This window comes from Pseudonocardia xinjiangensis (genome assembly GCF_050948425.1).
GTDB classification, from domain to species: domain Bacteria; phylum Actinomycetota; class Actinomycetes; order Mycobacteriales; family Pseudonocardiaceae; genus Pseudonocardia; species Pseudonocardia xinjiangensis.
The window spans coordinates 4,201,262-4,222,025 of the sequence record NZ_CP192009.1 but is presented as its reverse complement, the minus strand read 5'-3'; the positions used below and the strand labels follow the sequence as shown (position 1 = coordinate 4,222,025).

20 protein-coding genes are annotated in these 20,764 nt (G+C 74.1%); 14 read left to right on the top strand and 6 right to left on the bottom strand.

What is annotated here, in order from left to right:
• Nucleotides 1–60: 60 nt before the first annotated feature.
• Complete coding sequence (locus ACQPZA_RS19885; protein WP_433282894.1) at nt 61–489, top strand: helix-turn-helix domain-containing protein; 429 nt, start codon at nt 61–63, stop codon at nt 487–489.
• 50 nt (nt 490–539) lie between these two features.
• Entirely contained in the window at nt 540–956 is a 417-nt protein-coding gene (locus ACQPZA_RS19880) for a VOC family protein (RefSeq protein ID WP_433272591.1), read from the top strand.
• A 19-nt stretch (nt 957–975) separates the two neighbouring features.
• Here ACQPZA_RS19880 and ACQPZA_RS19875 read toward each other — a convergent pair whose 3' ends face one another.
• Nucleotides 976–1,467, bottom strand: a complete 492-nt coding sequence (locus ACQPZA_RS19875) for a hypothetical protein (RefSeq protein WP_433272589.1) — start codon at nt 1,465–1,467, stop codon at nt 976–978.
• A gap of 166 nt (nt 1,468–1,633) precedes the next feature.
• Here ACQPZA_RS19875 and ruvC point away from each other — a divergent pair, with 166 nt between their 5' ends.
• The 8 genes from ruvC to ACQPZA_RS19835 all read left to right on the top strand — a co-directional run bounded on the left by ruvC (nt 1,634) and on the right by ACQPZA_RS19835 (nt 10,593).
• Nucleotides 1,634–2,266, top strand: a complete 633-nt coding sequence (gene ruvC / locus ACQPZA_RS19870; RefSeq protein WP_433272587.1) for a crossover junction endodeoxyribonuclease RuvC — start codon at nt 1,634–1,636, stop codon at nt 2,264–2,266.
• Nucleotides 2,263–2,868 carry a Holliday junction branch migration protein RuvA gene (gene ruvA, locus ACQPZA_RS19865; protein WP_433272585.1) on the top strand — a complete coding sequence of 202 codons (606 nt, stop codon included), beginning with the start codon at nt 2,263–2,265 and terminating at the stop codon, nt 2,866–2,868. The genes ruvC and ruvA overlap by 4 nt, the downstream gene beginning before the upstream one ends.
• Before the next feature lie 63 nt (nt 2,869–2,931).
• Entirely contained in the window at nt 2,932–3,993 is a 1,062-nt protein-coding gene (gene ruvB / locus ACQPZA_RS19860) for a Holliday junction branch migration DNA helicase RuvB (RefSeq protein WP_433272583.1), read from the top strand.
• A gap of 51 nt (nt 3,994–4,044) precedes the next feature.
• A complete protein-coding gene (gene yajC, locus ACQPZA_RS19855; RefSeq protein ID WP_433272581.1) occupies nt 4,045–4,473 on the top strand; it encodes a preprotein translocase subunit YajC in 429 nt (142 codons plus the stop codon).
• Nucleotides 4,474–4,507: 34 nt separating this feature from the next.
• Nucleotides 4,508–6,340, top strand: a complete 1,833-nt coding sequence (secD, locus tag ACQPZA_RS19850; protein ID WP_433272579.1) for a protein translocase subunit SecD — start codon at nt 4,508–4,510, stop codon at nt 6,338–6,340.
• 3 nt (nt 6,341–6,343) lie between these two features.
• On the top strand, nt 6,344–7,588 hold the full coding sequence (gene secF, locus ACQPZA_RS19845) for a protein translocase subunit SecF (RefSeq protein ID WP_433272577.1): 1,245 nt from the start codon (nt 6,344–6,346) through the stop codon (nt 7,586–7,588).
• Entirely contained in the window at nt 7,585–8,160 is a 576-nt protein-coding gene (locus ACQPZA_RS19840) for an adenine phosphoribosyltransferase (protein WP_433272575.1), read from the top strand. Before secF ends, ACQPZA_RS19840 begins: the two co-directional genes overlap by 4 nt.
• A 90-nt stretch (nt 8,161–8,250) precedes the next feature.
• Entirely contained in the window at nt 8,251–10,593 is a 2,343-nt protein-coding gene (locus tag ACQPZA_RS19835) for a RelA/SpoT family protein (protein ID WP_169399152.1), read from the top strand.
• 9 nt (nt 10,594–10,602) lie between these two features.
• Here ACQPZA_RS19835 and ACQPZA_RS19830 read toward each other — a convergent pair whose 3' ends face one another.
• From ACQPZA_RS19830 to ACQPZA_RS19820, 3 genes are all read right to left on the bottom strand, one after another.
• Nucleotides 10,603–12,237: a carboxylesterase/lipase family protein gene (locus ACQPZA_RS19830; protein ID WP_433272573.1), complete on the bottom strand. Its 1,635-nt coding sequence runs from the start codon at nt 12,235–12,237 to the stop codon at nt 10,603–10,605.
• A gap of 11 nt (nt 12,238–12,248) precedes the next feature.
• On the bottom strand, nt 12,249–13,076 hold the full coding sequence (locus ACQPZA_RS19825) for a peptidylprolyl isomerase (RefSeq protein WP_169399154.1): 828 nt from the start codon (nt 13,074–13,076) through the stop codon (nt 12,249–12,251).
• A 93-nt stretch (nt 13,077–13,169) separates the two neighbouring features.
• Nucleotides 13,170–13,712 (bottom strand): hypothetical protein, encoded by a 543-nt coding sequence (locus tag ACQPZA_RS19820; protein WP_169399163.1) that lies wholly within the window; start codon nt 13,710–13,712, stop codon nt 13,170–13,172.
• A 160-nt stretch (nt 13,713–13,872) separates the two neighbouring features.
• Here ACQPZA_RS19820 and ACQPZA_RS19815 point away from each other — a divergent pair, with 160 nt between their 5' ends.
• From ACQPZA_RS19815 to ACQPZA_RS19805, 3 genes are read left to right on the top strand one after another with little or no spacing between them, the layout of a single operon-like run.
• A complete protein-coding gene (locus ACQPZA_RS19815) occupies nt 13,873–14,562 on the top strand; it encodes an MBL fold metallo-hydrolase (protein ID WP_433272570.1) in 690 nt (229 codons plus the stop codon).
• 32 nt (nt 14,563–14,594) lie between these two features.
• On the top strand, nt 14,595–15,869 hold the full coding sequence (hisS, locus tag ACQPZA_RS19810) for a histidine--tRNA ligase (RefSeq protein WP_433282892.1): 1,275 nt from the start codon (nt 14,595–14,597) through the stop codon (nt 15,867–15,869).
• A 35-nt stretch (nt 15,870–15,904) separates the two neighbouring features.
• Nucleotides 15,905–16,462, top strand: a complete 558-nt coding sequence (locus tag ACQPZA_RS19805) for a class I SAM-dependent methyltransferase (RefSeq protein WP_433272568.1) — start codon at nt 15,905–15,907, stop codon at nt 16,460–16,462.
• A 3-nt stretch (nt 16,463–16,465) separates the two neighbouring features.
• Here the strand turns inward: ACQPZA_RS19805 and ACQPZA_RS19800 are convergent, their stop codons facing one another.
• On the bottom strand, nt 16,466–17,953 hold the full coding sequence (locus ACQPZA_RS19800; RefSeq protein WP_433272566.1) for a YibE/F family protein: 1,488 nt from the start codon (nt 17,951–17,953) through the stop codon (nt 16,466–16,468).
• 74 nt (nt 17,954–18,027) lie between these two features.
• Nucleotides 18,028–18,564 (bottom strand): gluconokinase, encoded by a 537-nt coding sequence (locus tag ACQPZA_RS19795; protein ID WP_211174996.1) that lies wholly within the window; start codon nt 18,562–18,564, stop codon nt 18,028–18,030.
• A gap of 69 nt (nt 18,565–18,633) precedes the next feature.
• Between ACQPZA_RS19795 and ACQPZA_RS19790 the strand changes: the two genes are divergently transcribed.
• Nucleotides 18,634–20,697, top strand: coding sequence for an intein-containing Rv2578c family radical SAM protein (locus ACQPZA_RS19790; RefSeq protein ID WP_433272564.1), 2,064 nt, complete (start codon nt 18,634–18,636; stop codon nt 20,695–20,697).
• The last annotated feature ends 67 nt before the right edge of the window (nt 20,698–20,764 follow it).

Below are 20,764 nucleotides of genomic sequence, written 5' to 3'. Positions count from 1 at the left end.
GGTGTCGCATGCGTGAGCGCGAGGCCCGTACGGGAGGATGCGGGTGTGAGCGGTCCTGCCATGCCCGCGGTGTTCCATCTGCGGCGAGCGCGTGACCTGATCGACCGGCACTACGCCGAACCTCTCGACCTCGACGCCATGGCCCGGGCCGCCGGCTTCTCCCGCTACCACTTCGCCCGCGGGTTCCGCGCGGCCTACGGCGAGACGCCGGGCCAGTACCTCACCCGCCGCCGGGTGGAGCGGGCACAGGACCTCCTGCGCTCGGCCAACCTCACGGTCACCGAGATCTGTCACCTCGTCGGCTTCAGCAGCCTCGGCTCGTTCAGCGCCCGGTTCTCGGAGCTCGTCGGTGCCTCCCCCACGGCGTACCGCACGGTGCACGCCGAGCGGGGAGCTCCGCGGGTGCCGGGCTGCTTCGTCATGGCGTGGGGCCGACCCGGCGCCACCACCGCAAGCACGGAGAAGCCCCCGGCGATGGAGCGGCCCTAGCGTCTGCTGCGGATCCCGTCACCGACCCGGAGGACCAGATGATCAGCAGGATGTCGCACACCACCGTGTACGTGCTCGACCAGGACTCGGCGAAGCGGTTCTACACCGAGAAGCTCGGGTTCGAGCTGCGCAATGATCTCACCATGGGCGCGGAGTTCGAGGGGGCGGGCGGGGGCTTCCGCTGGCTCACCGTCAGCCCGCCCGACCAGCCCGACCTGGCGATCGTCCTCGCCGCCGTCGGGATGGGCCAGGACCAGGAGACCGCGGACCAGATCCGCTCCCTGGTCGCCAAGGGAGGACTCGGCGCGGGGGTGATGGGCACCGACGACTGCCAGAAGACCTACGAGGAGCTCTCGGCCCGCGGTGTCGTGTTCGTCCAGGAGCCCGCGCGGCGGCCCTACGGGATCGAGGCCGTGTTCCGCGACGACTCCGGCAACTGGTTCAGCCTCACCCAGCTCGTGGCCTGACGGCGGGGGGCCCGTCCGGTCAGTCGGCGGAGGCGAAGGCGGCGCGGGCGGCGCCGAGCCGCACGGTCTCCAACCGGCGCCGCTGGTCCCGCGCCCGATCGGCCAGCGCGGGCAGGTCGACGGTGGCGAGCTGCGGGTACGCGGGGGCCACCTCCAGCAGCGACAGCCAGAGCGCGAGCTTGCCCTCCACACCGAGCGCGAGGCTCTCGGCCTGCAGCAGCAGCGTCAGCTCGCGGCTGTGGGTCACCCGCTCGTCCACCCCGATCCGGTGCACCTTCTCCGCGATCCAGCCCGCGGCCTGCTTCACCGGGTTGCTCCCGACCCCGAGCGCCTCGACCAGGCCGCGGAGCGTCGTCAGGTCCTCCTCGACGTCGGCGGCGATCGGCCCGAGCCCGGCGGCTGCCGGCTCGCCGCGGACGCCCTCCTCGAGCTGCCGGGCCATCTCCACGCCCGCGTTCGCCCCTCCCACGTGGTCGTTGAGGTAGGTGCCGAGACGATCGGTCGGGGACATGCTCGCTCCTCGGGGCGACGAGTGGCCTGCGCGCGGCGTGCGGTGGCCGACGCCGCACAGCGTGCTACGGAAAGGCGGCCTCCGCTGACGGCGCGCCCCCATCGGGGCCGGATACCGCGCCGGTAGCCTGCCCTCTCGAACGGCTGTTCGCGCGAGAGGAGACGGTGTGCGGGTGCTCGGCGTCGACCCGGGGCTGACCCGGTGCGGGCTCGGGGTCGTCGACGGTGCCGGTGGGCGCACCGTGCGGTGTGTGGACGTCGGCGTCGTCACCACCCCGGCCGACGCGCCCGTCGCCGAGCGGCTGCTGGCCGTCGGGGCCGAGGTCGAGCGCTGGATCGAGCGGCACCGGCCCGACGTCGTCGCGATCGAGCGGGTGTTCAGCCAGCACAACGTCCGCACCGTGATGGGTACCGCGCAGGCCAGCGGGGTGGTGGCGCTGCTCGCGGCACGGGCCGGGCTGCCCGTCGCGTTCCACACGCCCAGCGAGGTGAAGGCCGCCGTCACCGGCGAGGGCCGGGCCGGCAAGCAGCAGGTCACCACCATGGTCACGCGCCTGCTCGGGCTCGAGACGGCGCCCCGGCCCGCCGACGCCGCCGATGCGCTGGCCCTGGCGATCTGCCACTGCTGGCGGGCGCCCATGCTGGACCGGATGGCACAGGCACAGGCCCGGTCGGCTGAGCTGGCGCGCGCCCACCGGGCCCGGCTGGCGGCCGCGGCGAAGGCGGCCGGGGCGAAGGCGGCTGGGGCGAAGACGGCCGGGGCGAAGACGGCGGCGACGGCCGCGGAGGAGGCGTCGTGATCAGCTCGGTGCGCGGCGAGGTGCTGGAGATCGGGCTCGACCACGCCGTCGTCGAGGTCGGGGGCGTCGGCCTGGCCGTGTACGCCACGCCCGCCACGCTGGCCGGGCTGCGGCGCGGGCAGCCGAGCCGCCTCGCCACGGCACTCGTGGTGCGGGAGGACTCGCTCACCCTGTTCGGCTTCGCCGACGACGAGGAACGCGAACTGTTCGGGCTGCTGCAGACGGTCAGCGGCATCGGGCCCCGCATCGCGCTCGCCACCCTGGCCGTGCTCGCTCCCGACGTGCTGCGCCGCGCCCTGCGCGACGGTGACCTGACCACGATCACCCGCGTGCCCGGCATCGGGCGCAAGGGAGCCGAGCGCCTGGTGCTGGAGCTCAAGGACAAGGTCGACGCACCGTCGGCCGCCCCGGCGATGCTCCCGACCACGGCGAACGGCGCGAACCCGCGCCGTGAGCAGGTCGTGGAGGCCCTCGTCGGCCTCGGGTTCACGGCGAAGCCCGCCGAGCAGGCCGTGGACGCGGTGCTGGCAGGCGACGGCGCCGACACCGACGCGAGCGCGCTCCTGCGCGCCGCGCTGACCCGCCTGGGCCGGTCCCGATGAGCCGGCCCGCGACATGGACACCTGTGGCTGTCCGGGGCGTGCCCGCAACAGCGACATGTGTCCATGTCGCGCCGGGGTGCGGGGGGTGGCGTCGTGAGTGACGTCGCCTTGACCCCCGGGCCCGAGCCGGAGGACCTCGAGGTCGACGCCACCCTGCGGCCGCGCACCCTCACCGAGTTCATCGGGCAGCCCCGGGTCCGCGAGCAGCTGGAGCTGGTGCTGGAAGGTGCGCGGCGCCGCGGCGACCCGCCCGACCACATCCTGCTGTCGGGGCCGCCGGGGCTGGGCAAGACGAGCCTCGCGCTGATCGTCGCGGCCGAGATGGGCGCCGCGATCCGGCTGACCTCGGGGCCCGCGCTGGAACGGGCGGGCGACCTCGCCGCGATGCTGTCCAACCTCGAGTCCGGTGACGTGCTGTTCATCGACGAGATCCACCGGATCGCCCGCCCGGCCGAGGAGATGCTCTACCTCGCGATGGAGGACTTCCGGGTCGACGTGGTGGTGGGGAAGGGCCCGGGCGCCACGTCCATCCCACTGGAGATCGCCCCCTTCACGCTGGTCGGAGCAACCACCCGGTCGGGTGCGCTCACGGGGCCGCTGCGCGACCGGTTCGGCTTCACCGCGCACATGGAGTTCTACGAGCCCGCTGAGCTGGAGCTCGTGCTGCGCCGCGCGGCCGTCATCCTCGACGTCGACCTGCGCCGCGACGGCGCCGAGGAGATCGCCTCGCGGTCCCGGGGCACCCCCCGGATCGCCAACCGGCTGCTGCGCCGCGTGCGCGACTTCGCGCAGGTGCGTGCCGACGGCGCGGTCACCCGGAAGGTGGCGCGGGACGCACTGGCCGTCTACGACGTCGACGAGCTGGGCCTCGACCGGCTGGACCGGGCCGTGCTGGGCGCGTTGGTGCGCTCGTTCGGCGGCGGACCCGTGGGTGTTTCCACGCTTGCTGTCGCTGTCGGCGAGGAACCCGGTACCGTCGAAGAGGTCTGCGAGCCGTACCTGGTGCGGGCCGGAATGCTGGCCCGCACGCCGCGGGGCCGGGTGGCCACGGCGGCTGCCTGGGCCCATCTGGGCATCACTCCGCCACCGAACGTCACCCAGGGTGGCCCTCCCGCGTTGTTCTGAGCGGGGGCTGGCAGACTCGGGTGGCTCTCGACGTGCGGAGATACGGAGACCATGGACCTCTCGCTGCTGTTCCCACTACTCATCCTGCTGCTGTTCATCCCGATCTTCCTGTCCGGGCGGCGCCAGCGCCGTCAGCTCGCGGAGACCCAGAAGCTGCAGGCCGCGCTGGAGGTCGGTGACGTGGTCATGACCACGTCGGGTCTCCGGGCCACGGTCGTCGACGCGTCCTACGAGGACACCGTCGACCTCGAGATCGCGGACGGTGTCGTCACCACGTGGGTGCGCGCCGCGGTCCGTGAGAAGGTCAACCCGGTGGTCGAGCCGGGCGTGGTCGAGCCGGGCGTCATCGACGCGCCCGCCGCCCCGGTGGTGACATCGGGCGAGGCGTCTCCTTCGGCCACCGATGACAAGGCGCCGTCGCTGGACAAGGCGCCGTCGCTGGAGAAGGACGACTCCGCGAACGGCACCTCCCGCAACTGACGCGGGCGTTTTCTGACAGGAAGAGAATTCAGCAGTGGCAACCACCCCGGGGCGGATCCGTCCCTGGCGCTACCTGGCGGCGTTCGCCGGTGTCGTCATCGTGCTCTACGCACTGGTGTTCTTCACCGGCGACGGTCGCGCCACCCCCAAGCTAGGGATCGATCTGCAGGGCGGCACGCGGGTCACCCTGCAGGCGCGCACCGAGACGGGCGCGGAGCCGCCCCGGGACCAGCTCCTGCTGGCGCAGCAGATCATCGAGGACCGGGTCAACGGCCTCGGCGTCAGCGGCGCCGAGGTGGTGCTCGACGGCAGCAACCTGACGATCACGGTGCCCGGCCAGGAGGGTGACCAGGCCCGTTCGCTGGGCCAGACCGCCCAGCTGCGGTTCCGCGAGGTCATCGGCGGGCCGGTGCCGTCGGCTCCGGCCGCGCCGCCGGGCCCCGCGGCCGGCCAGCCCGGTGCCCCCGCCCCGGGTGCCCCCGCCGCCACGCCCAGCCCGGGTGCGCCGCCTCCCCCCGCGCCGCCGTCCGGTGCGCCCGCCCCGGCCGACCAGCCGCAGGGTGCGGCCGACCCGGCGGCTCCCGTCGAGCGCGGGGTGGCCCCGGTGGCCTTCACGGAACCGCTGCAGAACCCCACGCCCCCTCCGCCGCCACCGTCGCAGCCCGCGCAGCCGGCCCAGTCCGCCCCACCGGGGCAGCCCGCCCCGCCGCCGCCCCCGGACCCCGGGGCAGCCACCCCGGCGTCGCCGGCCGACCCGCAGGTCGCCGCGGCGATCGCCGCGGCCCGGCAGATCCGCCAGAGCACCGACCCCACCGTGCAGCAGATGGCGCTGACCACGCTCAACTGCAGCGCCAACGACCCGCTGCGCGGCTACGACGACCCCAAGCTCCCGCTGGTCGCCTGCAGCCAGGACGGCACCGAGAAGTACGTCCTCGGCCCGAGCTTCCTCGAGGGCACCCAGATCGACAACGCGATGGCGCAGCAGAACTCCCAGGGCGCCGGCTGGGTCATCAGCCTCACGTTCAAGAGCGAGGGCGCCGCGATCTGGGGGCAGTACACCTCCCAGAACATCGGCAAGAGCGCCGCGTTCGTGCTCGACGGTGAGGTCGTCTCGGCCCCCACGATCCAGAGCGCGATCTACGGCCCCACCGAGATCTCGGGGCAGTTCAACCAGAAGTCCGCCCAGGACCTCGCCAACACGCTGAGGTACGGCTCGCTGCCCCTGTCGTTCGAGTCGTCGGAGGCTCAGACGGTCTCGGCAACGCTCGGGCTGGCCTCGCTGCAGGCCGGCCTGATCGCGGGCGGCCTCGGCCTGCTGCTGGTGTTCATCTACTGCCTGTTCTACTACCGCGTCCTCGGGGTGCTGACGATCCTGTCGCTGGCGCTGTCCGGCGTGATCGTCTACGGGGTGCTGGTGCTGCTCGGACGGTGGATCGGGTTCACGCTCGACCTCGCGGGGGTGGCCGGCTTCATCGTGGCCATCGGCATCACCGCCGACTCGTTCGTGATCTTCTTCGAACGGCTCAAGGACGAGATGCGGGAGGGCCGGACCTTCCGGTCGGCGGTCCCCCGGGGCTGGGTGCGGGCTCGGCGCACGATCCTGTCCGCCGATGCGATCAGCTTCCTGGCCTCGGCCGTGCTGTACCTGCTCGCCGTCGGCCAGGTGCGCGGTTTCGCGTTCACCCTGGGCCTGTCCACCGTGCTCGACCTCGTCGTCGTCTTCCTGGTGACGCATCCGCTGGTCGCGCTCGCGTCCAACTCCCGGGTGTTCGGCAGCCCGGCGCTGTCGGGCCTGGGTGCGGTGGCGAAGATCGGTGCCGACCGCAAGCGGGCCGCCACGGCGGCCGGCGCATCGAAGGGAGCCTGAGAGATGGCGACCACCACCCCTTCCCGGAAGGGTTTCCTCTCCGGCCTCTACACCGGCACGGGGTCGTTCGACCTCGTGGGCCGCAGGCGCAGCTGGTACATCGCGTTCGGGCTGCTGGTGCTCGTCTGCCTCGTGTCGATCGTCTTCCGGGGCTTCAACCTCGGCATCGACTTCACCGGGGGCACGCAGCTGCAGTTCCCGTCGGGAGGCACGTCCGCCCCGGCGGACGTCACCGCGGTGAGCGGGGTCTACGAACGGGCCATCGGCATGGACCCCGCCGCGGTGCAGACCGTGGGCACCGGCCAGGCCGCCTCGGTCGTCATCCGCTCGGAGCCGCTCGACCCCACCCAGCTGGTGACGCTGAAGCAGGCGCTGTTCGACGCGTTCAAGCCCCTGGGTCCCACCGGCGCGCCGTCCCTGCAGGCGATCAGCGACAGTGACGTCAGCGGTAGCTGGGGTGGCCAGATCACCCGGCAGGCGCTCATCGCGCTGGCGGTGTTCCTCGTGCTGGTCACGATCTTCCTGGCGCTCTACTTCGAGCGGGCCATGGCGATCGCGGCGCTGGTGGCACTCGCGCACGACATCATCGTCACCGCGGGCGTCTACTCGATCGTCGGGTTCGAGGTCACCCCGGCCACGGTGATCGGTCTGCTGACGATCCTGGGCTTCTCCCTCTACGACACCGTCGTGGTGTTCGACAAGGTCAAGGAGAACACCCGCGGCCTGCTGGGGCTCACCCGGCGCACCTACGGGGAGGCCGCGAACCTGGCGCTCAACCAGACCCTGATGCGCTCGATCAACACGTCGCTGATCGCGGTGCTGCCGGTGGTCGGGCTGATGGTGGTCGGCGTCGGCCTGCTCGGGGTCGGCACGCTCGCCGACCTCGCACTCGTGCAGATGGTCGGCATCATCGCCGGTGCCCTCTCGTCGCTGCTGCTCGCCACCCCGCTCCTGGTGGACCTGAAGATGCGCGACAAGAGGTTCCGGCAGCAGGCCGAGCGCGTGCTGGCCCGCCGCCGCCGGCCAGCGGGAGCACTCGCCGGCGCCCCCGGCGCGGACGACTCCGACGGCGACCCCGACCTGACCGACGACGGGGTGCTCGCCACCGAGCTGCGCAGGGAACGCGCGATGGCGGCCGCAGCGAGCACGCCGTCGCGGCCCGGCAAGGCGGGCGACCGTCGTGGCGCCGCCCGCACCGCCCGGCCCACCGGCAAGGCGTCGCGTCCCACCGGCAAGAGGCGGGGATGAACCCGGGCCCTGACGTCGTCCCGGATGTCGTGGCCATCGCCGACGCGGAGGCCGAGGCCGACCTCGCCCGGGTGGCCGCGCTCGTGCGGGACGTGCCGGACTACCCGTCGCCGGGCGTGCTGTTCCGCGACATCACCCCCGTCCTCGCCGACGCGGAGGCGTTCGCGGCGGTCGTCACCGAGCTGGCGTCGCTCGTGGGCGACGCCGAGATCGTGGCGGGGGTGGAGGCGCGCGGGTTCCTGCTCGGTGCGGCGGTCGCCGTCGTCGCAGGTACCGGTGTCGTGCCCGTCCGCAAGGCGGGCAAGCTGCCCCGGGTGGCGGGCTCGCAGACCTACGACCTCGAGTACGGCACCGCCACCCTGGAGCTGCCCGCCGACACCGTCGCCCCCGGGTCGAAGGTGTTCATCGTCGACGACGTGCTGGCCACCGGGGGCACGGCAGCGGCGGCGTATGCGCTGCTGTCCGACGCCGGTGCCGATGTCACCGGGTTCGCCGTGTTGCTGGAGCTGGCGGCGTTGGGAGGCCGGGAGCGGCTCGCGCCGATCCCGGTGCACGCCCTGCTCCGGGTCTGATTCCGAGGTCCGGGTGGCGCCCCTGACTCGGGCGCTGCTGCCACCGGGTCGAGGCGGGACTATCCTCCATCGGGTGGAGCGCGAGAACGCATGACGGACGTGCAACCGGTAGCGCCGCCGGTCCCCGGGCCGGAGAGCCCGGTGGCGACCACGTCCAAGCCCTCGGCAACGCGGCGGGTGCGGGCCCGGATCGCCCGCCGGATGACCCCGCAGCGCGTGGCCGTGGTCGCTCCCGTTCTCGAGCCGCTCGCCAGCGTGCACCGCGCCCTGCACCCGAAGGCCGACCTGGCCCTGCTGCAGCGAGCCTACGACGTGGCCGAGGCGAAGCACGAGGGTCAGAAGCGCAAGTCCGGCGACCCGTACATCACCCACCCGCTGGCCGTCTCCACGATCCTGGCCGAGCTGGGCATGGACACCACCACGCTGGTGGCGGCGCTGCTGCACGACACGGTGGAGGACACCGACTACTCGCTCGACCGGCTGCGCGCCGACTTCGGTGAGGAGGTGGCCCACCTCGTCGACGGTGTCACCAAGCTCGACAAGGTCGAGCTGGGATCCGCCGCCGAGGCGGAGACGATCCGGAAGATGGTCGTCGCGATGGCCCGCGACCCCCGGGTGCTCGTGATCAAGCTGTCCGACCGGCTGCACAACATGCGCACGATGCGGTTCCTGCCGCCGGAGAAGCAGGCGAAGAAGGCCCGGGAGACCCTCGAGGTGCTCGCGCCGCTGGCCCACCGACTCGGGATGGCCACGGTCAAGTGGGAGCTCGAGGACCTGTCCTTCGCGATCCTGCACCCGAAGAAGTACTCCGAGATCGTCCGGCTGGTCGCGACGAGGGCCCCGTCGCGCGACACCTACCTCAAGCAGGTCATCGACGAGGTCATGCAGCAGCTCGACGCGGCGCGCATCGCGGCCACGGTCGAGGGCAGGCCGAAGCACTACTACTCGATCTACCGCAAGATGATCGTCAAGGGCCGCGACTTCGACGACATCCACGACCTCGTGGGGGTGCGGGTCCTGGTCGACGAGGTGCGCGACTGCTACGCCGCGATGGGCATGGTCCACGCGCTGTGGCAGCCGATGCCCGGCCGGTTCAAGGACTACATCGCCCAGCCCCGGTTCGGGGTCTACCAGTCGCTGCACACCACCGTGATCGGCCCGGACGGCAAGCCGCTCGAGGTGCAGATCCGCACCCACGACATGCACCGCACCGCGGAGTACGGGATCGCGGCACACTGGCGCTACAAGGAGACCCCGCGCAACCAGAACGGCGCGAACTGGTCCACGGCCACCGTCGAGGTCGACGAGATGTCCTGGATGCGGCAGCTGCTCGACTGGCAGCGCGAGGCGGCCGACCCGGGCGACTTCCTGGAGTCACTGCGCTTCGACCTCGCGTCGAAGGAGATCTTCGTCTTCACCCCCAAGGGTGACGTGATCACGCTGACCACCGGGTCCACCCCGGTCGACCTGGCCTACGCGGTGCACACCGAGGTGGGCAACCGGTGCATCGGGTCGCGGGTCAACGGCAGGCTCGTCGCGCTGGAGCGCAAGCTCGAGTCGGGCGACGTCGTCGAGATCTTCACGTCGAAGGCCGAGGGTGCGGGCCCGAGTCGCGACTGGCTCGCCTTCGTGGCGTCCCCGCGGGCGAAGACCAAGATCAAGCAGTGGTTCGCCAAGGAGCGCCGCGAGGAGGCGATCGAGGCGGGCAAGGAGGCGATCGCCCGGGAGGCGCGGCGCACGTCGATGCCGCTGCAGCGGCTCGTCTCCGCCGACGCGATGGCCGCGCTGTCGCGGGAGCTGCACTTCCCGGACCTGTCGGGCCTCTACGCCGCCGTCGGTGAGGGCCACGCGAGCGCCCGCCACGTCGTCCAGCGCCTGGTCGCCCTGCTGGGCGGGGTCGAGCAGGCCGAGGAGGACCTCGCCGAGCGCGCCACGCCGTCCACGGTGCGGTTGCGCCGGGCCGGAGGCGACGCGGGGGTGGTGGTCCGCGGGGAAGGTGCGGATCTCGCCGACCTGTACACCAAGCTCGCGCGCTGCTGCACGCCCGTGCCCGGCGACGAGATCCTCGGGTTCGTCACCCGCGGCGGTGGCATCTCGGTGCACCGCACCGACTGCACCAACGCCTCCGACCTGCAGAACCGCTCGGAGCGGCTCGTCGAGGTGGCCTGGTCGGTGTCCCCGGGGTCGGTGTTCCTCGTGGCGATCCAGGTGGAGGCGCTCGACCGGCACCGGCTGCTGTCGGACATCACCAAGGTGCTGGCCGACGAGAAGGTCAACATCCTGTCGGCCACGGTGCAGACCTCCCGCGACCGGGTCGCGGTGTCGCGCTTCAGCTTCGAGATGGGCGACCCGAAGCACCTCGGCCACGTGCTGCGTGCGGTGCGCAACGTCGAAGGCGTCTACGACGTGTACCGGGTGACGTCGGCGAGCTGACCCCCGGGCTCAGCCCAGGTCCCACAGGCTGCACCGGTGCTCGGCGGCGAACTCGGCGGCGGGCCGCGCGACGGTGCCCCGGCCGGGGCCCGTGATCGTCAGTATCGAGCCGTCGCCGGCCCAGTGCGGCCAGACCGGGCCGCTGCCGCCGTTGGGGTTGCCGGTGGCCGCGAACCGGGCCCACGCCCCCACCATCTCGGTGGCCAGCACCTGCTGGTCGGCAGCGAGCGGGGGCTGGCCGGGCACGAGGTCGAACAGGTAGGGCATCTCCGCCCCGTGCGTGACGCCGGTGGCGAGGTGGGGAGGCAGCGCCGCGAACGGCGAGGGTGCCGTGGGGTCGGCGAACTCGTACGCGTACAGCGGGGCGCGAGCGCCCAGCAGCCGGTGGGTGGCGAGGGCGGTGCAGGCGTAGCCGCGGTCGGTCACCACGTCGGACCACACCCGGCCCGGGGACCGGCCGCCGCCGAGCGGGTAGCTGCGGGTGGCCACCGCGCTACGCGATCCCGCGGCCGCCCCGAGGAGGGTGCGGAAGCCGGCTTCGGTGAGCGGGCCGCCGCCGCGGTCGAAGAACGCGGCGGTGAACAGCGTGCCCTCGTCGCGCGTGGTGCCGGCGAGCAGCGGTGTCGGGCGGAGGTCGCCGTCGACCACGATGTCCGACGGCCGCCGGGGGAGGGTGGCGGTGCCGGTCGCCGGGCTCCAGTAGACGCCCGCCCCGTCCACGAGCCGCTCGGTGGGCAGGGCGCGCATGCAGGCGAGCGCGGCGACCGGCGTCCTGGCGGGGTCGGGGCAGCCCAGCGCGGTCGCGACGCCGGCGCCTGCCGCCTCCACCAGCGGGAGCGGTTTCCACGTGTCGCCGCCGGGCCCGGCTCCGGGCCGGATGACGTCCACGATGTTCGCGGTGCTGCACCCGCCGCTCTGCAGGATGGCGCGCTGGTAGAGGCCCACCGCGCCGGGTGAGCTGAGCTGCGCGCAGACGCTGTCGGCGCCCGCCGACTCACCGGCCAGGGTGACCGATCCCGGGTCGCCGCCGAACGCCGCGATGTTGCGCCGCACCCAGTGCATCGCCGCCTGCTGGTCCAGCAGCGCGAACGACCCGGACCCGGGCAGGCCGTGCAGGCCGAAGAAGCCGAAGATCCCGAGCCGGTAGTTGATCGTGACGACCACGAGCGGTCCCGCCGCGGCGAGCCGCCGCGGGTCGACGTCGGATCCCGCTCCCGCGTTGAAGCCGCCGCCGTGAATCCAGAAGAGTACCGGCAGCCGCGACGTCGGTGTCGTCCCCACCGGCACCGTCACGTTGAGCGTGAGGCAGTCCTCGCTCGTGCTGCCCGGCGTGCCGTGGGGGACGTCGGTCCCCGCGCCGACCTGCGCGCACCGGTTGCCGGGCCGCGCCGCGCTGCGGGTGCCGCTCCAGCCGGCTGCCGGCTGCGGTGGTTGCCAGCGCAACGGCCCGACCGGGGGCGCCGCATAGGGGATGCCCTGGAAGCGCAGCATCCCGGAGTCGCTGCTCCCGGCGAGCTCACCCTGCGCGATCCGGACGTGCTCACCGAGCGGCGGGGTCACCGCGGGCGGGGCGGGGGAGCAGGCCACCAGCACGGCCGCGGCCGCCAGCAGCATGACGACCGACGCGCGGCCTCCCCCGATCACCCTCGCCCGGCTCAGCCGACGGTGACGGTCTGGATCGTGACGGGGGTGACGGGCTTGCCGTCACCGGTGCCGTTCGAGTTGTCCGACCCGGCCTTGGCGATCTCGTCGAGCGTGGCCAGCCCGGGGGCCCCGATGGTGCCGAAGACCGTGTAGTCGGGCGGGAGGGTGGAGTCGGCGTACACGAGGAAGAACTGGCTGCCGCCCGAGTTGGGCGCGGAGGTCTTCGCCATCGCCACGGTGCCCCGCGGGTACACGACGGAGCCGTTCGCGGCGGGCGCCAGCCCGGTGGGGGGCTCGTCGTTGATCGTGTAGCCGGGGCCGCCCGAACCGGAGCCGGTGGGGTCGCCGCACTGCAGGACCTTCAGGCCGTCCGTGGTGGTGAGCCGGTGACACGGCGTGTTGTTGTAGAAGCCGGCCTTGGCCAGGCTCAGGAAGTTCTCCACGGCGCACGGGCCCGTCGCGCGGTCCAGCGTCAGCGGGATCGCGCCCTTGTCGGTCTGCATCGCGACCGGCACGGTGCCGCTGGTGCTCGCGTCCGCGACGGTCGGCACGGGCGCGGGCTTCGACGCGGGGTCGTTCGGCGTGGGCGTGAACGTGCAGTGGCCCAGCGCGGCCGGGGCGGCAGGCGCCGACGACGGCGCGGCGGCCTGGTCCGCCGGTGCGGCGCCCCGGCCGCCCAGCGTGGAGAGCAGGACGACCCCCACGACGACCACCACGACCACGGCGGCGGAGGTGATGATGGCGATCCGCTGCCGGCGCTTGGCCCGTTCGATCCGCCGCTGCTGCTGGTTCGCCAGCTTGCGCTTCGCCGCATCGCGCCGCATCTGGTTGGTCGCCACCCGGTACTCCTCGTCCTCGCTGCTCGGGCCGCAGGATAACGAGTCATCCTGTGAGGTCCCGGAGAGGTCGCGGGCGCGTGCGGGTGGTGCCGGTCAGGCGGGCCGGGGGTACATCCGCCCGCCCGGGACCGGGCCCACGTCCCGCGTGCGCCTGCCGCCGGCGAGACGGGCGTGCTGCAGGCCGGGGGAGACGCCTGCCGCCGCGGCCAACCGGTCGGCCACGGCCCCGGTGACGAAGGCGTACACGGTCTTGCCGCCCACGTCGACGGCGAGCTCGTCGCGCGGCCACGTCCACGGCGGGGCGCCGACACCCGTCCAGTTCTCGACGATCTGGTCGGCGGTCAGGCGGATCACGGTGAACATCGACGAGGCCCACGGCCCGCGGAGACCGGCGAACGCCATCACCCCGCGCAGCGCGCCGACCCCGGCCGCCATGCCGATGTGCATCGCCAGGTTCCGCCGTTCCAGACCCGCCTCCCCGGTGGGCGGCAGCCCGAGGAGCCGTTCCGCGGCCCGGCCCGGGACCTGGCTGTCCGGGCGGTGGGTGACGGCCTGCTCCACCTTCTCGGCGACCGTCATCACCGCGACCCCGGCCAGGCCCGCCAGCACCCCGCTGCCCGCCGCGCGCAGCAGCATCCCGCCACCTTTCGGGGCGTACTGGCCCATCCTGACGACCGCGCCGTCCGTCGTCGTATCCCGCGGGCGCTTCTCTCCGATGTCCACGGCCCGGGGTGTCCCCGTCGTGCGGGGTTAAACCGCTGGGCCCGCGCTACGGGGCACGTCCTAGTGTGGTGGTGTGCTCGTCGCAGGGTTTCCCGCCGGTTCCTTCCAGACCAACTGCTATGTCGTGGCAGCGGCTGCGGGCGAGGCGTGCGTGGTGGTCGACCCCGGCCAGGACGCCGTCGAGCCTCTCGAGGAGCTGCTCGCCGAGCACCGGCTCACGCCGGTGGCGGTGCTGCTCACCCACGGCCACTTCGACCACACGTTCAGCGTGGCGCCCGTCTGCGACGGCCACGACGTCCCGGCCTGGATCCACCCGGAGGACCGCGAGATGCTGGCCGACCCGATGAAGGGCATCTCGGCCGACGCCGTGGCGCTCTTCGGCGGCCGGCTGGAGCTCCGCGAGCCCCGCGAGGTGCGTCAGCTCACCGACGGCGCGGCACTCGAGCTCGCCGGGCTCACGTTGCGCGTCGACCACACCCCCGGGCACACCCGCGGCTCGGTGGTCTTCACGACTCCCACCGAGGAGGGCGTGGAGGTGATCCTCGCGGGCGACACGCTCTTCGCGGGGTCGATCGGGCGCACCGACCTCCCCGGCGGGGACCACGCCCAGATGATGGCGAGCCTGCGCGACAAGCTGCTCACCCGCGACGACTCCGCCGTCGTCCTGCCCGGGCACGGGCCCACCACCACGGTGGGGCGCGAGCGCGCGTCGAACCCGTTCCTGCAGGGGCTCGACCTGCCCACCACGGGACGCGGGCTGTGACCGCGCCGAGCGCGAGCGGGGAGCGGGCCGGGATGGAGGAGCGGCGCGCCACGGCGTTCGCCGCCCCCAAGGGCATCCCGGAGTACGTGCCGCCGGACTCGGCGGGGTTCGAGCACGTCCGCGCCACGCTGGTCGGGGCGGCCGACCGCGCGGGGTACGGGCTCATCGAGCTGCCGGTCTTCGAGGAGACCGGGCTCTACGCACGCGGCGTCGGTGAGTCCACCGACGTGGTGAGCAAGGAGATGTACACGTTCACCGACCGCGGGGAGCGGTCGGTGACGCTGCGCCCGGAGGGCACGGCAGGCGTCGTCCGGTCGGTGATCGAGCACGGGCTCGACCGGGCCGGTCTGCCGGTGAAGCTGCGCTACGCGGGCCCGTTCTTCCGGTACGAGCGTCCGCAGGCCGGGCGCTACCGCCAGCTGCAGCAGGTGGGGGTCGAGGCGATCGGCGTCGACGACCCGGCGCTCGACGCCGAGGTCATCGCGATCGCCGACGAGGGGTTCCGCGCGCTCGGGCTCACCGGCTACCGCCTGGAGATCACCTCGCTCGGCGACGCCGAGTCCCGTCCCGCGTACCGGGCGCTGCTGCAGGAGTTCCTGGCCGGGCTCCCGCTCGACGAGGCCACCCGCAACCGGGCGGCGATCAACCCGCTGCGGGTGCTCGACGACAAGCGCCCCGAGGTGCGTGCGCTGCTGGCCGACGCCCCGCTGCTGGTCGACCACCTCTCCGCCGTCTCCGCCGAGCACCACGCCGCGGTGAAGCAGCACCTCGACGACCTCGGTGTGGCCTACGTGGAGAACCCGCGGATGGTGCGGGGCCTGGACTACTACACGAAGACGACCTTCGAGTTCGTGCACGACGGGCTCGGGGCGCAGTCCGGGATCGGCGGCGGCGGTCGCTACGACGGGCTGATGGCCACGCTCGGCGGGCAGCCGCTGTCCGGCGTCGGCTACGGCATCGGCGTGGACCGCACGCTGCTGGCCTGCCGCGCCGAGGGGGTCGCGCCGTGGTCCGAGGCGCGCTGCGAGGTGTTCGGCGTGCCGCTGGGCGAGGCGGCGAAGCGACGCCTCGTCGTGCTGGCCGGGGAGCTGCGCAGGGCGGGGGTGCGGGTCGACCTCGCCTACGGCGGCCGCGGGCTCAAGGGCGCGATGAAGGCCGCCGACCGCTCCGGGGCCCGCTTCGCCCTGGTGCTCGGCGAGCGGGACCTCGAGGCCGGCACCGTGGGTCTCAAGGACCTGGTGTCGGGGGACCAGCAGGACGTCGACCTGGCAGGCGTGACCGAGGAGCTGCTCGCCCGGCTGCGCTGACGATCGCCGGGCAGCAGCCCCCTACGCTCCTTGTCATGGCATCGGAGGATCGCGAGCGCTGGGACGCCCGGCACGCCGCGGTCTCCGCGGCCGGTGCCCCCACCGTGGCGACGCCCCCGGACGCGCTGCGCGGCCGCGAGCACCTGCTCCCGGCCGCCGGGCGCGCGCTCGACGTGGCCTGCGGGCGGGGCGCGGTGGCCGTGTGGCTCGCCGAGCGGGGCTTCGACGTCGACGCGGTGGACGTCTCGGACTCCGCGCTGGCGCTCGGCGCCGCGCTCGCGGCCGACCGCGGGGCCGGTGACCGGGTGCGCTGGTGGGCCCACGACCTCGACGACGGCCTGCCCGGTGGCTGCGCCGGGCCCTACGACGTGGTGGTGTGCCAGCGGTTCCGCGACCCCGCCCTGTACCCGGTGCTCGCGCGCTGCCTCGCGCCCGGCGGCCTGCTCGTGGTGACGGTGCTGTCGGTGGTCGGGGACGAGGGCGGGCGGTTCCGCGCGGCGCCCGGGGAGCTGCCCGCGGCGTTCGGCGGCCTGACCCCGCTGGCCCACACCGAACGCGACGGCGAGGCGAGCCTGCTGGCGCGGCGCCCGTGAGGCTCACTCGTCGACCAGAGCCTCCCGGCTGGCCACCAGGGCGGCGAGCGCCGTGGTGATCGGCACGGAGGCCACCAGGCCGATGCTGCCCACCAGCGTGCGCACCACCTCGGTGGCCACGTCCTGCGTGGTGACCACGTCGGAGAGCCCGCGGCCGGACAGCGTGAACAGCAGCAGCAGCGGCAGCGAGGCTCCCGCGTAGGCCAGCACCAGCGTGTTGACGGCCGACGACACGTGGTCGCGCCCGATCCGCATCGCCGCCGCGAAGAGGCCCGCCGCGCCGAGCCCGGGGTTGGCCCGGCGCAGCTCCCACACCGCGCTGGTCTGGGTGACGGTGACGTCGTCGAGCACGCCGAGCGCCCCGATCACCACGCCGGCCAGCAGCAGGCCGCGGGCGTCGACGCCGGTGCCCAGGGTGGCGATCAGGTTGCTCGTCTGGTCGTCGAGGCCGGTGAGCCGGGCGGCCGCCGAGAACGCGGCGCCGAGTGCGCCGATCAGGGCCAGCGACAGCAGCGTGCCGAGGACCGCGGTGGACGTGCGCGCCGAAGGCCCGTGGGTCAGGTAGAGCACCACGAACATGATCAGGCAGGAACCGACGACGGCGACGGCGAGCGGGTTGTGCCCGTCCAGGATCGCGGGGAGCACGAACATCAGCAGCACCACGAAGCTCAGCGCCAGCGCCGCGAGGGCGGCGAGGCCCCGCCAGCGCCCGAGCACGAGCACGGCACCGGCGAAGACGGCGGCGAGCCAGCCCAGCGGTGCGCCGCGCTGGAAGTCGACCACCTGGTACGAGCCGGGGTCGTTCGGGTCGGCCCCGGACCAGCTCAGCACCACCCGGTCGCCGACGGCGAAGGTGGGCGACCCGGGTTCGACGGGCACCACCTGCACGAGGTCGCGGCCCGGCATGGGCCCGTCGGCCATCCGGACGACGAGCGCGACGCACCCGCCGTCGCCGGAGCCCTGGCTGCAGTCGGCCGCGCTCGCGGTGGTGACCTCGGCCCGCACCGGTTGCTGGCTGACGGGCTGCGCCGTGCTGGGCGGACCACCGGAGGGCCACAGCAGCACGACGCCGACGAGCGTGGCCAGCGCGCACGGGACGAGCAGCGCGGCGATGAGCAGGCGCACCCGCCGCCCCGCAGGCGGCGCGGGGGAGTGCCCGTGTCCGTGTCCGTGCCCGGCGACCGGGCCCGGGGGCGCCGCGGAGGACGGCGCCACCACGGCGTGCCGGCCGGTGCCGGGGCCGGTGGGCTCCGCACCCCGGTCGGCGCGCCTGCGGCGCCCCGTCGTGGTGCGGGTGGCCACGAGCTGGTCGCCGGTGTCGGCGCCGACCGGCGACCACCCGGTGGGCAGGGTGGGGGCCTCGGCCGCCGCCTCGTCGCCGTGGTCGTCCGGGTGGCCGGCGGACCGGCCGTGCCGGTGGCGCCGGGGGTCGTGTGCTCCGGGCGCGTGCTGCTCGGGGCCGCGCGGGATCCCGGGTGGTTCAGGTGACACGGGCACATCCCGTCAACGCGGTGCACGCCGACGCGGGCACGTCCGCCGGACGGGCGCCACCCGTCCGGGGCCGATCAGCGGGAATGATCACCGGGGGCGTCCTCGGGTGAGTGGTCGCCCAGTTGCTCCAGAGCCCGCTCGGCGACGGTGGCGGCATCGCCGGTGGTGTCGACGCGGATGCCCGGCTCGTCGGGCAGGAGCGGTTCGAGGGTGGCGAGCTGGCTGTCCAGCAGGGACGGCGGCATGTAGTGGTCGGTGCGAGCCGTGACCCGGGACGCGATCAGCTCCGGCGGCGCGAGCAGGTGGACGAACCGCACGGACGGATGACCGTCGAGCAGCAGGGCGCGGTAGGAGCGCTTGAGCGCCGAGCACGTGACCACCGCGCTGCGGCCCGCCGCCTCCTGTTCCCCGATCCAGGCGGCCACCCGGCGGAGCCAGGGCCAGCGGTCCTCGTCGTCGAGCGGGATGCCGCTGGCCATCTTCGCGCGGTTGCTCTCGGGGTGCAGGTCGTCGCCCTCGACGAACTCCCACCCCGTGCGCCGGACGAGCTCGGCGGCCACCGAGCTCTTGCCCACACCCGATACGCCCATCACCACCAGGGTCACCGTCATGGGGGCAGCGTGGACCATCGCCCCGACAGTCACTTGCCCCGGGTATCGAACATGTGTTCGACTGTGCCCATGCGGTGGAGCGGACAGCAGGTGCTCGATGACGGTGTCGGGGCGGAGGCGGCGCTGCCCGGCATGCGTGGGTTCCTCCGGTCGGTGCGCACCCCGGAGTTCGCCGGTGTGGTGTTCCACGAGGTGGAGGCCCGATCGGTGCTCAACCGCGTGCCGGGCGCCTCGCCCGTACCGTTCCGCTGGACGGTCAACCCGTACCGCGGCTGCTCCCATGCCTGCGTGTACTGCCTGGCCGGCCCCACCCGCGTGCTGCTGGGGGACGGGCGCACCCGTCCGATCTCCGAGCTGCGCGTCGGCGACTCCGTGATGGGCACCGAGCTGGTCGACGGACACCGGCGCTACGTCCGCACCACGGTGCTGGCGCACTGGTCCACCACCAAGCCCGCCCACCGGGTGCGGCTCGCGGGCGGCACCGAGCTGGTGGCGAGCGGCGAGCACCGGTTCCTCACCGAGCAGGGCTGGCGCCACGTGAGCGGAGGATGGTGCCGCTCCGGGCGGCGGCCGCGGCTGCGGCCGGGGAGCGCGCTTCTCGGCCCCGGGCCGTTCGATGCCACGACCGGGCGGGAGCGTCGCCCCCACACCGCGGCGTACCGGCAGGGCTACCTGTGCGGCCTCGTGCGGGGCGACGGCGTCGAGGCCGACGGGGAGTGGCGCTTCCCGTCCGAGCACGTGGAGCTCGAGGCGCTCGGCCGCGCCCACCACTTCCTCGCCGAGGCGGCCCAGCACGTCGTGGAGCTGCCGTCGACGGTGGCGGTCCCGGTCGGTGCCGGGGAGCCGGGGCGGATCCCCGCTCCGGTGCCCCGTGGCGGGATCGCGCCGATCACCGACGTGGTGCGGTGGCCGCAGCGCGCAGGCGACGACTGGTGCGCGGGGTTCCTCGCCGGCACCGTCGACGCGCGCGGCTCGGTGGTGCGCGGGGAGCTGTGGATCCGTCCCGCCGACGGCGGCACCGCCCGGCGGACGGCGGCCGCGCTGCGCCGCCTCGGCTTCCGGTTCGAGGTGGAGGCCGATCGCGGCGCGGGTGCCGAGCCGGGCGCGGTCCGGCTGCTGGGCGGGCCCGCGGCGCTGCTGCGGCTGCTGCAGGTGGCCGATCACGCGGTGAGCCGGCATCGGGACGTGGGCGGCGCCCCCGTCACCGGCGGCAGCGCGCTCACGGTGGAGTCGGTGCAGCCGCTCGGCGTCGAGATGCCGATGTACGACATCACCACGGGCACGGGCGACTTCGTGGCCGACGGCGTGGTCAGCCACAACTGCTTCGCCCGCAACACCCACACCTACCTCGACCTCGATGCGGGGGCCGACTTCGACAGCCAGATCGTGGTCAAGGTCAACGTGGCGCGGGTGCTCGAGCGGGAGCTGCGCTCGGCCAAGTGGGAGCGGGAACCGGTCGCGATGGGCACCAACACTGACCCGTACCAGCGGGCCGAGGGCCGCTACCGGCTGATGCCCGGGGTGATCGGGGCGCTGGCCCGGTCCGGCACCCCGTTCTCGCTGCTCACGAAGGGCACCGTCCTCACCCGCGATCTGCCGGAGCTGGTGGCGGCAGGGGCCGACGTCCCGGTGGGTCTCGGTGTCTCGGTCGCGCTGGTCGACCCGTCACTGCAGCGGCGGCTCGAGCCGGGCACACCGTCGCCCGCCGCGCGGCTCGACCTGGTCCGGCGGATCACCGACGCCGGCCTGTCCTGCGGGGTGATGGTGGCGCCCGTGCTCCCGCTGCTCACCGACTCCACCGAGGCCCTCGACGCCCTGCTCGCGCAGGTGAAGCGGGCAGGGGCCACCGGTGCGAGCGTGCTGGCGCTGCACCTGCGGCCCGGCACCCGGGAGTGGTTCCTGGCCTGGCTCGCGCGCGAGTACCCCAGGCTGGTCGAGCCCTATGCCCGGCTGTACCGCCGCGGCGCCTACGTCGATCCGGAGTACCGGCGGGCGCTCGGCGAGCGCGTGGCGCCGTTGCTGCGCCGCCACGGGCTCACCGGTGCCGCCACCACCGTGCGCGGGCACACCCGGTCGGCGCAGGAGGCCACGGGCCCGCAGCAGCCGTCCGGGGAGCAGCTCCGGCTGCTCTGATCGTTCCGGTACTCATGCCGATCCGGCGATGCACGCCATTCCCGGACGGATCCTCCCCATTTTGCGC

What these genes read in the sequence shown, in the direction of transcription:
- ACQPZA_RS19885 (WP_433282894.1), top strand. Translation starts at nt 61, where the DNA reads ATGCCCGCGGTGTTCCATCTGCGGCGAGCGCGTGACCTGATCGACCGG.
- ACQPZA_RS19880 (WP_433272591.1), top strand. Translation starts at nt 540, where the DNA reads ATGTCGCACACCACCGTGTACGTGCTCGACCAGGACTCGGCGAAGCGG.
- ACQPZA_RS19875 (WP_433272589.1), bottom strand. Translation starts at nt 1,467, where the DNA reads ATGTCCCCGACCGATCGTCTCGGCACCTACCTCAACGACCACGTGGGA.
- ruvB (WP_433272583.1), top strand. Translation starts at nt 2,932, where the DNA reads ATGTCGCGCCGGGGTGCGGGGGGTGGCGTCGTGAGTGACGTCGCCTTG.
- yajC (WP_433272581.1), top strand. Translation starts at nt 4,045, where the DNA reads ATGGACCTCTCGCTGCTGTTCCCACTACTCATCCTGCTGCTGTTCATC.
- secF (WP_433272577.1), top strand. Translation starts at nt 6,344, where the DNA reads ATGGCGACCACCACCCCTTCCCGGAAGGGTTTCCTCTCCGGCCTCTAC.
- ACQPZA_RS19840 (WP_433272575.1), top strand. Translation starts at nt 7,585, where the DNA reads ATGAACCCGGGCCCTGACGTCGTCCCGGATGTCGTGGCCATCGCCGAC.
- ACQPZA_RS19835 (WP_169399152.1), top strand. Translation starts at nt 8,251, where the DNA reads ATGACGGACGTGCAACCGGTAGCGCCGCCGGTCCCCGGGCCGGAGAGC.
- ACQPZA_RS19820 (WP_169399163.1), bottom strand. Translation starts at nt 13,712, where the DNA reads ATGCTGCTGCGCGCGGCGGGCAGCGGGGTGCTGGCGGGCCTGGCCGGG.
- hisS (WP_433282892.1), top strand. Translation starts at nt 14,595, where the DNA reads ATGGAGGAGCGGCGCGCCACGGCGTTCGCCGCCCCCAAGGGCATCCCG.
- ACQPZA_RS19805 (WP_433272568.1), top strand. Translation starts at nt 15,905, where the DNA reads ATGGCATCGGAGGATCGCGAGCGCTGGGACGCCCGGCACGCCGCGGTC.
- ACQPZA_RS19795 (WP_211174996.1), bottom strand. Translation starts at nt 18,564, where the DNA reads ATGACGGTGACCCTGGTGGTGATGGGCGTATCGGGTGTGGGCAAGAGC.
- ACQPZA_RS19790 (WP_433272564.1), top strand. Translation starts at nt 18,634, where the DNA reads ATGCGGTGGAGCGGACAGCAGGTGCTCGATGACGGTGTCGGGGCGGAG.